Source organism: Rhizobium sp. Root1334 (assembly GCF_001426665.1).
GTDB lineage: Bacteria > Pseudomonadota > Alphaproteobacteria > Rhizobiales > Rhizobiaceae > Pararhizobium.
Window position 1 is genome coordinate 60,019 of sequence record NZ_LMEY01000003.1, and the last position, 14,044, is coordinate 74,062.

A 14,044-nucleotide genomic window follows, 5' to 3' on the forward strand; every position below is an offset into this window, starting at 1 on the left:
ATGAAATTCCATACCCTGACGGCCGTTGCGGCCCTCATGCTCGGCGCAGCGCCCGCCGCCGCCGAAACCGTCCTGACCGTGAATATCGAACCCGCGACGACGTGGGTGCGCAACTTCAACCCCTTCAACCAGACGTCGGCGCGCCAGAGCACGCTTGACTTCATTTACGAGCCGCTGGTCGTCTTCAATCAGTTCGACAGCAACAAGCCGGTCTTCCGTCTTGCCGAGAGCTTCAAGCTCGCCGACGACCTGAAGAACATCGAATTCAAGCTGCGCGCCAACCTGAAATGGTCCGATGGCCAGCCGTTGACTGCCGAGGACGTGAAGTTCAGTTTCGACCTCGTCAAAAAATTCCCCGCACTCGATTTCGTCAGCATCTGGACGCAGATCGATGGCGTCGAAGTTGTCGATCCGCAAACCGTGCGCTTCACCATGAAGCAGCCGACCTCGATTGCCGCCGAAACGCTGGTGCAGATCCCGATCGTGCCTGCGCACGCCTGGAAGGATATTGCCGATCCCGTCACCTTCCCGAACGAGACGCCGGTCGGCAGCGGCCCGATGACGGAGATTGCCCGTTTCACTGGCCAGACCTACGACCAATGCCGCAACCCGAACTATTGGGACACGGCGACCCTGAAGGTTGGCTGCATGCGCTTTCCGCAGCTGGCCGACAACAACCAGATCCTGACTGCGACGGTGGACGGAACGCTCGACTGGGGCGTCTCCTTCATTCCTGACATTGAGAAAGTCTATATCGCCAAGAACCCGGAGCACTTTCACTACTGGTATTCGCCTAGCAGCATGGTGGCGTTCGTCTTCAACCAGGAGAGTGCCAATGCCGACAACCGCAAGGCCTTTTCCGACCTGAAGTTCCGCCAGGCGGTTTCCATGGCGCTCGACCGGCAGGGCATGGTCGATATCGCCGGCTACGGCTATCCGACGTTGAACCAGGATCCGGGACTGATGGGCGAGCTTTACAAGGCCTGGGCCGATCCGGCGGTGACGGCCGAGTTTGGCAAGTTCGCGACCTATGATGAGGCGGCGGCTACGGCCCTGCTTGACGAGGCGGGTTACGTCGACAAGGACGGCGATGGCATGCGCGACAATCCCGATGGCACCAAGATCGCCTTTTCGGTTATCGTGCCATCGAGCTGGACCGACTGGATCGACACAGTCAACATTGCGATCGACAACATGAAGGCGGTCGGCATCGACGCAAAGATCGAGACGCCGGAAGAAGCCGTCTGGAGCCAGAACCTGATTTCCGGCAAGTTTGATGCCGCCATCAACAGCCTTCCGGCCTCCGCCTCACCCTACTATGCCTACAAGCGCGCCTTCACCGAGGCCGACAAAGGCAAGACGCGCTTCACCTCGCAGCGTTGGTTCAATGCGGATGTTGAAAAGCTGATCGGTGAGTTCACCCACACGGCCGATCCCGGAAAACAGAAGGAAATCATGAACACGGCGCAGCGCATCGTTGCGGAGAACCTGCCGCTGATGCCGGTGTTCAACAATCCGAACTGGTACCAGTACAACACCGCCCGGTTCACAGGCTGGTCGACGAAAGAAAATCCTTTCGCCAACCCGTCGATCACCAAGAATAACCGTGCGCGTCTGCTGAACCTACTGGCTCTCCAGCCGGTCCAGTGATCCACTTATAGAGGAGGCGGGGACCGTAATAGGCCCCGCCGGTTCCAAACAATGCCCTTTCTGCTCCGCCGCATCCTGTTCTATCTGGCTGCCTTCGTTGCTGCGGCAACGATCAATTTCTTCCTTCCCCGCCTGATGCCCGGCGATCCGGTGGCGCTGATGTTTTCCTCGGCTGCCTCGGAATTGCCGCCGGAAAGCCTGGAAGCCCTGAAGCTTACGTTCGGTTTCGTCGATGGGCCGCTCTGGAAGCAGTATCTCACCTATCTTTCTTCCATTTTTACAGGCGACCTCGGCGTCTCGGTGAAATATTTCCCGCTGCCGGTAACGGATCTGCTCGGGCGGGCGCTGCTGTGGACCGTCGGCCTGGTCGGCACGGCGACGCTTGTCAGTTTCGTGCTCGGCAGCTTCCTTGGCATGGTCGCGGCCTGGCGCCGCGGCAGCCGTCTCGACGTGGTGCTCTCGGTTTCGGCGATTTTTGCCACGTCCATTCCAGCGGTCGTCACGTCGCTCGTCGCGCTGTTCGTCTTCGGCTTCACGCTCGGATGGTTCCCCACCGGTTACGCGCATGACCCGGCGCTCGACCCGTCCTTCAGCCTCGCCTTCTTCGCCAGCGTTGCCCACCACGCCATCCTGCCGCTCATCACGCTCTGCTTTGTGTTGACCGGCGGCTTCACCGTGACCATGCGCAACAACATGATCAACCTGCTTGGGCAGGACTATGTGGTGATGGCCCGCGCCAAGGGGCTTTCCGACCGGCGGGTCATGGTCTGGTATGCGGCTCGCAACGCGCTGCTGCCGACGGTCTCAAGCCTTGCCATTGCGCTTGGCACCGTGCTCGGCGGCTCGCTGGTGACGGAGGTGGTGTTCAACTATCCCGGCCTTGGCAACACGCTCTACCAGGCGATCCTTGCCCGTGACTACCCGGTCATCCAAGGCCAGCTCCTCGTCATGACCGCCGCCATGCTGGTCTCCAATTTCATCGTCGATGTCAGCTATGTGCTGCTTGACCCGCGTCTAAAGGGGAGTGGCTGAGATGGGCCAGCTCTGGATCGGCCTTCGCCGCAATCGCAAGGCATTTATCGGCCTTGCCATCGTGCTCCTCATCCTGCTGGTCGCGCTCGCCGCGCCGCTCTTGACGGAGTACAATCCGGCCGCCCGTACGGGCCGCCCGCACCAGCCACCCTCGGCCGAGCACATTCTCGGCACGACCCGTCTCGGGCAGGACGTCTGGGCGCGCCTGATCTACGGCGCGCAGACCTCGCTTGCCGTGGGCTTTGCGGCCGGGCTTCTCATCACGGTTGTCGGTACGACACTCGGCATCGTCGCCGGCTATCGCGGCGGCAAGACGGACGAGGTGATCAGCTTCTTCACCAACATGGTGCTGGTCGTTCCGAACCTGCCGTTGCTGCTCGTCATCGCCTCCTTCGTCGGACAGGCGGGGCCGATGGTCATCGCGCTCATCCTCGGTCTCACCTCCTGGGCCTGGGGCGCGCGCGTCACGCGGGCCGAAACGCTCTCCGTCAAGCAGAGGGATTTTGTGAAAGCCGCAGAGATGATGGGCGAGCCGCAATGGCGCATCATGGCGTTCGAAATTCTCCCGAACGTCTTTTCCATCGTCGGCATCAATTTCATCGGCAGCGTCATCTTCGCGGTCATCACTGAGGCAACGCTGGAATTCCTCGGGCTCGGTGATCCCAACGTGATCTCCTGGGGCACCATGCTCTACAACGCCCAGAAGGCCTCGGCGCTATCGGTCGGCGCCTGGTGGGATATCCTGGCGCCGTGCCTGGCGCTGGCGCTGCTCGGTATTGGTCTGTCGCTTCTCAACTTCGCGGTGGACGAGATCGCCAATCCGCGGCTGCGCACCGGCGGTCGTCTCGCCCGCTGGACAAGCCTCGTCAAATCCGGGGAGGGACGCCTGTGAGTGATGCTCTGCTTTCCGTCAGCAATCTGACGATCGACTATATTGGCGCAGAGACGGATTTCCGCGCGGTGGACGACGTCTCCTTCGACGTCGCGCCGGGCGAGGTTTTCGGGCTCGCGGGCGAATCGGGCTGCGGCAAGAGCACCATCGCTTTTGCCGTCAGCCGGCTGCATGCCCCACCGGCCTTGATCCGCAAGGGCAGCCAGATCCGCCTTGCCGGCCGCGATGTGCTCCGCCTTAACCGCAAGGACCTGGCCGATTTCCGCTGGCGGGAGGTGGCGATGGTGTTCCAGAGCGCCATGAACTCACTGAACCCGGTGTTGCGGATTGAAGAGCAGTTCTACGACGTGCTGCGCACCCATACGGGCTGCACGCGCAACGAGGCGCGTGCTCGCACCGCCGAGATGCTGAAGCTTGTCGACATCAAGCCGGAGCGCATGCGCGACTATCCGCACCAGTTCTCCGGCGGTATGCGCCAGCGCATCGTCATCGCCATCTGCCTGGCGCTTGATCCGAAGCTCGTCGTCATGGACGAGCCGACGACGGCGCTGGACGTCGTCGTGCAGCGCGAGATCCTTCAGCGCATCGACGAATTGCGCCGTCAGCGCGGTTTCTCGGTTCTCTTCATCACCCACGACCTTGGCCTGATGGTGCAGTTCTGCGATCGCATCGGTGTCATGTTGTCGGGCAAGATGGTGGAGCAAGGGCCGTCGGAAGCGATCTTCCGCGCGCCGCAACACGATTATACGAAGAGGCTCTGGGCCTCGTTCCCCTCACTCAAGGGAGGTGTGCTCGGATGAACGCCCCACTTCTGCGTTTTGACAATGTCAACAAGGTCTTCGGCAGTCCGGCAGGCGGGGTGCACGCCGCGCGCGCCGTCAATTTTTCGCTCCATAGCGGGCGAGCGCTTGCCCTCGTCGGGGAATCGGGCAGCGGCAAGACGACATGCGCCCGCATGGCCATGCTCGAATACTTGCCGTCGGGCGGCCAAGTCCTGTTCAAGGGCGAGCCGACGGCGGCGCGGCGCGGCCGCGATCTTGCCGCCTACCGGCAGGCCGTGCAGATGATTTTCCAGGATCCCTTCGCCTCGCTCAATCCCGCGCACACCATCGCCTATCACCTGAAGCGTACCCTGCGCCTGCATCGCCCGGATATCCGCTCGGCGGATCTGGATGCGGCGGTCGAAGAACAACTTGCCGGCGTCAAGCTCGACCCGGCGCTCGTCACGCCGAAATATCCGCACGAGCTTTCCGGCGGTCAGCGCCAGCGCGTCAATATCGCCCGTGCGCTTTCGGCCCGGCCGCAGATTCTCGTCGCCGACGAGCCGACCTCGATGCTGGACGTATCGGTGCGCCTCGGCGTCTTGAACCTGCTGAACGAGATGAAGACGAAGCGCAATCTCGGCCTGCTCTACATCACCCACGACATCGCCACCGCCCGCTACGTGGCAGAAGACATCGCGGTCATGTATAGCGGCCAGATTGTCGAATGGGGCGCTTGCAGCGCGGTGATCGACAATCCGCAGCATCCCTATACGAAGCTCCTGCTTTCGGCCGTGCCCGACCCCGAGCGCCGCTTCTCCGACGCCGCCTCGCGGATCGATCCAAGCGCGGTGGACGCCGTTCGCCGCATGGCGGCAAAGGAACAGAGCACAATCGTCAAGGCGGGCGAAAACCACTTCTCGCTTGCGATCTAACCCAGCGCGCCGGCGCTTGGCAGCGCCCTGATCAGAAAATCCGCAGCGCTACCATGCACGCCGAATCGAGACCTTTTGGATCTTTTCCTTCGGCGTGCTTCCCTTTTTCCGCAGGATGCAAACAGAAAATCTCTGCCAATCTGGCCTGTCAGGATTAAATCCGGTGATCGGCAAATTTAACAGTGCTCCCCGAGCGAGGCGTCGAGAAACGCGGCTAAAAGTCCGAAATCGTCTCGATCCATAATCATATGCATATGAAATCCCGTTTGATATTTCATTTTACATTACCATTTGGCATGACAAACTGAGACCAGCTGTTGTGTCAGTCATCATGTGCCGGTTCTTTGGGAGCATGCCGGTCATTCAGGGAGGAGAGTTATGAAACGGGCCATCATCGCCGCGTTCGCGGCCATCATCATGGGCAGCGGTGCCTATGCAGACACGATCAAGATCGGCGTTGTCGGCCCCTTCTCCGGGCCATTTGCGTTACAGGGCAAGAACTTTAAAGCCGGCATCGACGCCTATATGGCGATGAACGGGACAACGATCGGCGACGACACAATCGAGATCATCTACCGCGACCTCCCGGCAGCCGACCCTGCGCAATCCAAGGCGCTGGCGCAGGAACTGGTGGTCAAGGAAAAGGTGCAATATCTCGCAGGCTTCTACTTCACGCCTGATGCTATGGCCGTCACGCCGATCCTCAAGCAGGCAAACGTGCCACTGGTCGTCATGAATGCTGCGACGTCGGCAATCGTCACCAAAAGCCCGCTGGTCGTGCGCACCTCCTTCACCACCTGGCAGACTTCCACGCCGATCGCCAAGGTCGCGCATGACGCAGGTGTTGCCAAGGTTATCTCCATCGTCAGCGACTATGGCCCGGGCATTGACGCCGAAAACGCATTCAAAGCCGGCTTCGAGAAAGAGGGCGGGGCTGTCATCGAGGCGATCCGCATGCCGCTGTCCACCAATGACTTCAGCCCGATCATGCAACGCATCAAGGATTCCGGGGCACAGGGCGTTTTCGCCTTCCTGCCGTCTGGCCCAACGACGCTTGGCTTCGTCAAGGCCTACAATGAAAACGGTCTCAAGGCTGTGGGCATCAAATTTTTCGCGCCCGGCGACTTGACGCAGGAATCCGACCTGCCGGCTCTTGGTGATGCGGCCCTCGGCATCCAGACCACGTTCCACTATGCGGTTTCCCACGATTCTCCGGAGAACAAGGCCTTTGTCGAAGCGGCTTCCAAGGCAATCGGCAATCCGGCCGAGCTTTCGTTCCCCTCGGTTGGTGCCTTCGACGGCATGAACGTCATCTACAAGATGATCGAAGCGACCGGTGGCGAGCAGGATGCGCAAAAAGCGGTCGATGCGGTCAAGGGCCTCTCCTGGGTCAGCCCGCGCGGCCCGGTTTCAATCGATCCGGAATCGCGCCACATCACGCAAAACATCTATCTGCGCGAAGTCATGAAGGCTGATGACGGTACCTATTATAACAAGGAAATCCAGACGTTCGAAAAGCAGGGCGATCCCGGGCTTGCGGCCATCAAGTAGACCGCTAAAGCACATCGTATCGGTGCGTAACGAGGCAGATCGCACCGCCTGTACCTTGCACCATTTTCTTGCGATAGCGGGGGAAGGGAGGATACTCCCATCTCCCGCAGACAACCGGATGGACATCGCGCGATGCAGACAGTCTTCAGCATAGCCATCGACGCATTTGCCTATGGCATGGTGCTCTTCGTCATTTCAATCGGCCTTTCCGTCACCATGGGCCTGATGCGCGTCGTCAATCTGGCCCATGGCGCCTTTGCCATGATCGGCGGTTACATCGCCTCCTATGCGGCACAGAATCTCGGCCTGGGTTATGCGGTGGCCGTTCTTCTCGCCGTTGTCGGCACGGTGATCATAGCCATTCCGATCGAACGGCTGCTCTACCGGCGAATTTACGGCGCCCCTGAGTTGACGCAGGTCTTGATGACCATCGGCATCACCTTCTGCATCATCGGCATCGCCAATTATGTCTTCGGCCCGACGCTGAAGACGATACCATTGCCCCCGGCGCTCCAGGGCTCAACTGACCTTGGGTTTCGCTCTATTGCCGTGCACCGCCTGTTTGCCATCGTCTGCGGCCTCGCCGTTGCCGGCGGACTTTGGTACGCCATCGAAAAAACGGCGTTCGGCGTCAAACTGCGCGCCTCCGTCGACAATGCTTCCATGGCAGCCGCTCTCGGCGTGCGCACGGAAATCATCTATGCGGTCAGTTTCGCGGTTGCGGTGGGTCTTGCCGCCTTCGGCGGCGTACTGGGTGCAGAGCTGCTACCCGTCGAGCCCTACTATGCGCTGCGTTACATGGTGACCTTCCTGGTCGTCGTCTCCGTCGGCGGCGCCGGCTCCATTCCCGGCGCGCTTCTCGCCTGTCTCGTGCTTGGCGGCATCGATACGACCGGCCGCTACCTCATGCCGGAATTCGGCGAATTCTTCTTCTACCTCGCGGTCATCGCCATCATCTGCATTTTCCCGCATGGCCTTGCCGGGCGGGCACGCTAGGATGACGCTCATTATGAACACTGAAACGGTCGTAATAAAGTCGCGGCAGAAGACTACTATCGGCCGCGACCTGATCGGCATCGGCGCCATCCTTATTGTCGCTGTGCTTGGCTACCTGCTGTTTCCGGACAATCTCGCGCTCCTGACCCGGATCATCGCCATTGCGCTTCTTGTCCTGTCGCTCGATCTCGTCACCGGCTATTGCGGCGTGGCGACCCTTGGTCATGCCGCCCTGTTCGGCTCCGGCGCCTATGCCGCGGGCATTGCGGCAGCGCATTACGGTATCACCAGCCCCGTGCTGATGACGCTTGCCGGTATTCTTGGTGGAGCGATTGCTGGCCTTATCTGTGGCGTGATCATCCTGCGGGCACATGGATTGCCGCAACTCGTCCTGTCGATTTCGCTGATCTATCTGTTCCACGAATTCGCCAACAAAGCCTCATCATGGACGGGCGGCAGCGATGGCTTGTCAGGAATTTCACCCGATCCGCTGTTCGGCGCCTACGAGTTCGACCTCTGGGGCCAGACGGCTTACATCTTCGGTGTCGCTCTGCTGCTCGTTGTCTTCGTCCTACTGCGCTTTCTCGTCCGCTCACCATTCGGGATGCTTTGCCGGGGCATCAAGGAAGATCCTTTGCGCATCATGGCCATGGGCGCCTCGCCGAAGATCGCACTGATCAAGATGTACATCATTTCTGGTGCGGTCGCGGGCGTTGGCGGTGCGTTGAATGCGATCTCGACGCAGGTCGTCGGTCTCGACAGCCTCTCCTTTACGCAATCGGCCGAAGCGCTGGTCATGCTGGTTCTGGGTGGCACCGGCTCACTGTTCGGTGCGCTGATGGGCACGGTCGTCTTCATGCTGTTCGAAGACTACGTTTCGGCCGCCAATCCCTTCCACTGGCTGACCATGGTTGGTGTTCTGCTGATTGCTGTCGTCCTGTTCGCGCCGAAAGGCCTTTACGGCACGGCCGCCGGTTTCATCGCCCGCCGTATGGAGAAACGCTCGTGAGCGCGATTTTTGACGTTCTCAATCTGAAAAAGGCCTTCAGCGGCCTGACGGTGACCAATGACGTGTCCCTGTCCATGGCGCCGGGAGACCGGGTGGCGCTGATCGGCCCGAACGGCGCAGGAAAGACCACCTTCGTCAACCTTGTCACCGGAAATCTGCGGCCGGATTCAGGCGAAGTTCGGCTCAACGGCGAAACCGTCACGAAAATCGATGCAATCGGCCGCGTCCGGCGCGGGTTGGTCCGCTCGTTTCAGGTGACACGGCTGTTTCAGGAGATGACACCGGCCGAACATGTTGCGCTCGCCATCCTGCAGCGAGATGGGCGCGCCGGGAAGATGTTCGGCAATTTTCTCTCCATGCCTGACGTCATGGAAGAGGCGAGCGCGCTGCTTGCCAAGCTCGGGCTGCATGACCTCATGCACCGCAAGGTGAGCGAGATCGCCTATGGCCAGCAACGCCTGCTCGAAATCGCCATGGCGCTGGCGCTAAAGCCGAAGGTCCTGTTGCTCGACGAGCCGGCCGCAGGGGTACCGCAGAGCGATACGGGGCGAATCGAACAGGCGCTGGCCGACCTGCCGCCCGATCTTGCCGTACTGATGATCGAGCATGACATGGATCTGGTTTTCCGTTTTGCCAAACGGGTCATCGTGCTGGCCGCCGGCACCATCATCTTCGACGGTTCGCCCGCCGATGTCACCAAGGACGTCGCCGTGCGCGAGGCCTATCTCGGGAGCTATGCCAATGCCAGCCACGCCGCTTGAGGTCGAAAACCTGTCGGCCGGCTATGGTCCGACCCGGGTTCTGGAAAACGTCTCCTTCTCGGTTCCCGCCGGGCAGCGTCTCGCCGTGCTCGGGCGCAACGGCATGGGCAAGACGACACTGCTTGCCACGCTGGCCGGGCAGACGAAGCGCTATGACGGACGCATCCGCATCGGGGCAACCGACGTCACCGGCATTTCCAGTGCGCTGCGCGCCCGCACCGGACTCGGCTACGTTCCGCAGACACGCTGCATCTTTCCGACGCTGACCGTCGAGGAAAACCTGTTCGTCGGCCTCAAGGACCGGCCGAAAGGCGATCTCCAGGACGCCTATGCAATGTTTCCCCGTCTTTTCGAGCGCAAGGGCAATCTCGGGTCCCAGCTTTCCGGCGGCGAGCAGCAGATGCTATCGACGGCCCGGACCATTCTGGGCCGTCCTTCGGTGCTGCTGCTCGATGAGCCGCTGGAGGGGCTGGCGCCAGTCATCTGCGAGGAGCTGATGAAGGCGTTTTCGGAGCTTGCGAGCACCGGCAACATGACCATCATTCTCGTCGAGCAGCGGATCCAGAGCGCCCTTGATTTTGCCGATCAAGTCATCGTTCTCGAGCGGGGCAGGGTGGCCTGGAGCGGTACGCCGCAGGCGCTGGCTGCCGATCATGACGCGGTAGACCGGCTGCTGGGTGTCGGCGGTCTGCACTGACAAAAAGCGAAGAGCTCCGCCGCCACATCAGGCCCATGGCGGAGCATTCAAACATCCCCGCAAATTTATTTTGAAACCGAGGGAACAATCCGTTCTCTCGCGCATTTTTGCGTCAGGTCGGTTTCTGTCGGCACCAACCACCGTTCGCAACGATGAGGATGTGCAGATGAACAACCTTTTACCCGAATTGCATGAGGGCCACGCCCCGATCACACTGCATCTGCTGTTTCGCGATGCACTGGAAGCCTATGACGACTGGGCCGAAGGAACGGAGGTGCCCGTGGTTTACCATCTTGGCATGCCTGTGCCGATCGGGTTGGTGTTCGATCATATGCGTGGTTGTACCGACATCCTGCCCAATAACATGGTCAGCGCCATTACCGAAAGGCTGACCAAGCCTTGGAGCAGCAATAGCCCGCTGGACGAAATGACGTTTTCAACGGCAGCCCGGGTCATGTGCGTGATGGTGCGCAAGAGACAGCTGCACCGCAGCGGTAGCGATATCGGCGCCTTCATCCGCCGTTTTGAGAAGCTGCGTTCCGGCCGTTCCGATCCATGACGCTTTTGCGTTGTGAGGCTGCTTCTGGCTCCGCCGGAAGTAGCGCGTTTCACGCATATGCCGGTTAAGTAACGGAAACGTATCGCGTTTTAACAGGTTGTGAAAACGGCTTGATAGGACGGGTTCTCCGTGTTTAAAATGACAAATTACATAGAGTATGCCGCATATTGATGAACTGGCGTTTGAGTAGGGGTGCCGAGGTTCAACCATCCAGCCGCATGATGCGGGGAGGAAATGATATGACGGTTCACGGTCTTTCGTCGCCCTTCAGTTCGCGGAGCGATCAGCCTTTGCAGATAGCCATCGTCGGGCGCGGCTTTTCCGGTCTGATGATGGCCATCGCCCTGTTGAAGACGGTCAACCAGCCATTCCGGTTGCGCATGTTCGACCCGCGCCCGATCATCAGTGGCGGCCAGGCGCTGGCCACGGCGCGTTCCACCGAAATTTTGAACAGCCGCGCTCGCGACCTCTCGGTTTCGACCGGCGAACCTAAAGATTTTACCCGCTGGCTGCAGGCGAACGCCCCGTTTCGTGAAGCCGTGACGGCGGCAATCCCCGGATTTGGCCAGATTTTCGTGCCGAAGGCCACCTTCAGCGACTATGTCTATCAGCGGTTTTCCGAAGCGCTGGCTCAGCGTACGGACGTGACCGTGCAAATGTCTAACGACGGCATCGCCCATATCCGCCGTAACGACGACGGCATGTTCACGCTCAGCCTCGCCGACGGCGGAGAGGCAGTCTACGACACGGTTGTGCTGGCGACCGGCTACGGTTTGAAGCCGCCGCTGGAAACGACTGAACAGGATATGGACTCGCTTCTGCTTGAACGTCCTGAGACACGCCGGCATGTCGTCGTTATGGGCAATGGCCTGCGCGCCGTCGATCAGGTTCTGCAATTACGCGACGGCGGTTTCACCGGCCATATCACCATCCTGTCACGCCGTGGTTTCCTGCCACAGCCGCACACCCGCATGCCGGCCGACGCGGTTTTCCCGACACAGCCCATGCCGTCACAGCTTCGCAATATCGTTCGTTTCGTCCGTGATGCCTGCGCTGAGGCCGAAGAAAACGGCTGGAGCTGGCAGGCTGCGATGAACGGCCTGCGCAAACGCGCCCGCACCCTTTGGGCATCGCTCCCGCCCAGCGAAAAACGCCAATTCAACCGGCATCTGCGCGCCATCTACGACAGCCACCGTAACCGGCTTCCGGCCGATGTTCATGCTAGACTGGAACGCGAATTCGCCAGCGGCCTCACCGAATTGAAGCGCGGAACCACGCTCAAGCGCACAGCAGATGGTCTTATCGTCCGGTGGGCGGGCCAGTCGGCGGAAAGCCATTTCGCCGCCGATGAAGTAATCGACTGCCGCTGCCTGTCGCCTGACCTCAATGATCCTGTTGTGGCCGACCTCCTCGAGGCTGGCCTTGCCGCGACGGACGAGCTCGACCTCGGTCTCGCCGTCAATCCAGCCGGGGAGCTGTTGACGCCGAAGGGCCGGCCAGCCGGGCTTTTCGCCGTTGGTCCGCTTGGTCTCGGTTCACTTCCGGATATCGATCTGGTTCCAGAGATTGTCACCCAGACCTATGCCGCAGCAACGCTGATCGGCGCGCGGTCGCTGCCGCAGTTGCAGGCAAGCTGATAAGCCTCAAACAACGGCTCTATCACCCCGCCGAATTGCCTTGATGGGCGGCAGGTGCGCTTATCCCTTTTCCCAGACCTGAGCTGCAAGCAGTCTTTTCACGGGGCGTAACACCTCAAAAAGGCGGCAAACGCGAACGGATTTTCCATACACGATAAAATTTATAGATATTATAATTTTGCGGTCGGCGCCGTTCCCGGAAAAACTAGGAGAAGACCCATTCCGCACACGCTGGAGACAATTTCATATGAGCCCTGTTCCGGAAAAGATCGACGTTCTCTGGTTTCTGCCGACCCACGGTGATAGCCGTTATCTCGGCACGTCCATCGGCGGCCGCAATGTTGATCTCAACTATCTGAAGCAGGTGGCGCAGGCGGCCGACACGCTCGGCTATTTCGGTGTGCTGATCCCGACCGGCCGCAGTTGCGAGGACAGCTGGATCGTTGCTTCGGCATTGGCGCCGCTGACGGAGAAGCTGCGCTATCTGGTTGCGGTGCGCCCGGGCCTGCTCAGCCCGACGCTGGCAGCGCGCATGACCGCGACGCTTGACCGGATCTCGAATGGCAGGCTTTTGATCAACGTCGTTACCGGTGGCGACCCGATCGAAAACAAGGGCGACGGCATCCACTATTCACATGAGGAACGCTACGAGGTCACCGAAGAGTTCATCAACATCTACAAGGCCGTGCTGCGCGGCGAGGACGTCACCACCAAGACCAAGCATTTCGATATCGAGGATGCCAAACTTCTATTCAAGCCGGTTCAGGAGCCGCACCCGCCGCTCTATTTCGGCGGCTCTTCCGGCGTCGGCCAACAGGTTGCAGCCCGCACGATCGACAAATACCTGACCTGGGGCGAGCCACCGGAGGATGTCGAGAGGAAGGTGGCGGAAGTGCGGGCGCTCGCCGCGGCAGAGGGCAGGGAGGTCACCTTCGGTATTCGCCTTCATGTCATCGTCCGCGAAACCGCCAAGGAGGCCTGGACCGCGGCCGACGAGCTGATCAAATATGTCGATGACTATACGATCGCCGCAGCCCAAAAGGTTTTCGAGCGTATGGATTCCGTCGGCCAGAGCCGGATGAGCAAGCTGCATGGCGGCCGCAAGGACAAGCTGGAGATTGCCCCGAACCTGTGGGCCGGTGTCGGCCTCGTGCGCGGCGGCGCAGGAACTGCGCTGGTCGGCGATCCCGATCAGGTCAAGGCGCGGATCGATGAGTACCGCCAGATCGGCATCGATACCTTCATCTTCTCCGGTTATCCGCATCTGGAAGAGGCCTACCGGTTCGGCGAACTCGTGCTCCCCAATCTGCCGCTCAACCATCCGGTCAAGACCCACAAGGCGAGCGCCAATACCGGTCCCTTCGGTGAGACGATCGCCGGCGACCACCGTCCGCCGCTCAAGGTGTCGCAGTCCTGATAAGACAAAGCCCGGATTGGCATTTTTATTCGTGACGCCGCGATTAAACCGTAACGTTCAACCGTTAACCAGGGCAGTGGCTATAAAACAGCCGCTGCCCGTGTCCGGTTGACAAGCTCAAGGCGAGCCTAAAGAGTAAACCGGTCA

Annotated in this window: 13 protein-coding genes; all 13 read left to right on the forward strand. The window is 60.5% G+C overall.

Annotated elements, in window-relative coordinates; genetic code table 11:
- The 13 genes from ASD36_RS08845 (at position 1) to ssuD (ending at position 13,897) form a co-directional block, all read left to right on the forward strand.
- On the forward strand, positions 1–1,650 hold the full coding sequence (locus tag ASD36_RS08845; protein ID WP_060508882.1) for an ABC transporter substrate-binding protein: 1,650 nt from the start codon (positions 1–3) through the stop codon (positions 1,648–1,650).
- A 51-nt stretch (positions 1,651–1,701) separates the two neighbouring features.
- A complete protein-coding gene (locus tag ASD36_RS08850; RefSeq protein WP_060508885.1) occupies positions 1,702–2,682 on the forward strand; it encodes an ABC transporter permease in 981 nt (326 codons plus the stop codon).
- A 1-nt stretch (position 2,683) separates the two neighbouring features.
- Positions 2,684–3,574, forward strand: a complete 891-nt coding sequence (locus tag ASD36_RS08855) for an ABC transporter permease (RefSeq protein WP_060508887.1) — start codon at positions 2,684–2,686, stop codon at positions 3,572–3,574.
- Entirely contained in the window at positions 3,571–4,374 is an 804-nt protein-coding gene (locus ASD36_RS08860; protein ID WP_060508890.1) for an ABC transporter ATP-binding protein, read from the forward strand. The genes ASD36_RS08855 and ASD36_RS08860 overlap by 4 nt, the downstream gene beginning before the upstream one ends.
- Positions 4,371–5,270, forward strand: a complete 900-nt coding sequence (locus ASD36_RS08865) for an ABC transporter ATP-binding protein (protein ID WP_060508892.1) — start codon at positions 4,371–4,373, stop codon at positions 5,268–5,270. The genes ASD36_RS08860 and ASD36_RS08865 overlap by 4 nt, the downstream gene beginning before the upstream one ends.
- 378 nt (positions 5,271–5,648) lie before the next feature.
- Positions 5,649–6,821: an ABC transporter substrate-binding protein gene (locus ASD36_RS08870; RefSeq protein WP_060508894.1), complete on the forward strand. Its 1,173-nt coding sequence runs from the start codon at positions 5,649–5,651 to the stop codon at positions 6,819–6,821.
- Positions 6,822–6,953: 132 nt separating this feature from the next.
- On the forward strand, positions 6,954–7,817 hold the full coding sequence (locus ASD36_RS08875; RefSeq protein WP_060508896.1) for a branched-chain amino acid ABC transporter permease: 864 nt from the start codon (positions 6,954–6,956) through the stop codon (positions 7,815–7,817).
- 1 nt (position 7,818) lies between these two features.
- Positions 7,819–8,826 (forward strand): branched-chain amino acid ABC transporter permease, encoded by a 1,008-nt coding sequence (locus ASD36_RS08880; RefSeq protein ID WP_060508898.1) that lies wholly within the window; start codon positions 7,819–7,821, stop codon positions 8,824–8,826.
- Positions 8,823–9,587 (forward strand): ABC transporter ATP-binding protein, encoded by a 765-nt coding sequence (locus ASD36_RS08885; RefSeq protein WP_060508900.1) that lies wholly within the window; start codon positions 8,823–8,825, stop codon positions 9,585–9,587. Before ASD36_RS08880 ends, ASD36_RS08885 begins: the two co-directional genes overlap by 4 nt.
- Positions 9,568–10,284: an ABC transporter ATP-binding protein gene (locus tag ASD36_RS08890; RefSeq protein WP_060508902.1), complete on the forward strand. Its 717-nt coding sequence runs from the start codon at positions 9,568–9,570 to the stop codon at positions 10,282–10,284. The genes ASD36_RS08885 and ASD36_RS08890 overlap by 20 nt, the downstream gene beginning before the upstream one ends.
- A gap of 166 nt (positions 10,285–10,450) precedes the next feature.
- Entirely contained in the window at positions 10,451–10,843 is a 393-nt protein-coding gene (locus ASD36_RS08895) for a hypothetical protein (protein ID WP_060509049.1), read from the forward strand.
- A gap of 239 nt (positions 10,844–11,082) precedes the next feature.
- The gene (locus ASD36_RS08900) at positions 11,083–12,480 is read left to right on the forward strand and encodes an FAD/NAD(P)-binding protein (RefSeq protein ID WP_060508904.1); all 1,398 of its coding nucleotides are present in this window, start codon (positions 11,083–11,085) and stop codon (positions 12,478–12,480) included.
- Between the two features lie 247 nt (positions 12,481–12,727).
- Positions 12,728–13,897, forward strand: a complete 1,170-nt coding sequence (gene ssuD, locus ASD36_RS08905; protein WP_060508907.1) for an FMNH2-dependent alkanesulfonate monooxygenase — start codon at positions 12,728–12,730, stop codon at positions 13,895–13,897.
- The last annotated feature ends 147 nt before the right edge of the window (positions 13,898–14,044 follow it).

What these genes read in the sequence shown, in the direction of transcription:
- ASD36_RS08895 (WP_060509049.1), top strand. Translation starts at nt 10,451, where the DNA reads ATGAACAACCTTTTACCCGAATTGCATGAGGGCCACGCCCCGATCACA.
- ASD36_RS08855 (WP_060508887.1), top strand. Translation starts at nt 2,684, where the DNA reads ATGGGCCAGCTCTGGATCGGCCTTCGCCGCAATCGCAAGGCATTTATC.
- ASD36_RS08850 (WP_060508885.1), top strand. Translation starts at nt 1,702, where the DNA reads ATGCCCTTTCTGCTCCGCCGCATCCTGTTCTATCTGGCTGCCTTCGTT.
- ASD36_RS08880 (WP_060508898.1), top strand. Translation starts at nt 7,819, where the DNA reads ATGACGCTCATTATGAACACTGAAACGGTCGTAATAAAGTCGCGGCAG.
- ASD36_RS08900 (WP_060508904.1), top strand. Translation starts at nt 11,083, where the DNA reads ATGACGGTTCACGGTCTTTCGTCGCCCTTCAGTTCGCGGAGCGATCAG.
- ASD36_RS08865 (WP_060508892.1), top strand. Translation starts at nt 4,371, where the DNA reads ATGAACGCCCCACTTCTGCGTTTTGACAATGTCAACAAGGTCTTCGGC.
- ssuD (WP_060508907.1), top strand. Translation starts at nt 12,728, where the DNA reads ATGAGCCCTGTTCCGGAAAAGATCGACGTTCTCTGGTTTCTGCCGACC.
- ASD36_RS08875 (WP_060508896.1), top strand. Translation starts at nt 6,954, where the DNA reads ATGCAGACAGTCTTCAGCATAGCCATCGACGCATTTGCCTATGGCATG.
- ASD36_RS08870 (WP_060508894.1), top strand. Translation starts at nt 5,649, where the DNA reads ATGAAACGGGCCATCATCGCCGCGTTCGCGGCCATCATCATGGGCAGC.
- ASD36_RS08845 (WP_060508882.1), top strand. Translation starts at nt 1, where the DNA reads ATGAAATTCCATACCCTGACGGCCGTTGCGGCCCTCATGCTCGGCGCA.
- ASD36_RS08890 (WP_060508902.1), top strand. Translation starts at nt 9,568, where the DNA reads ATGCCAGCCACGCCGCTTGAGGTCGAAAACCTGTCGGCCGGCTATGGT.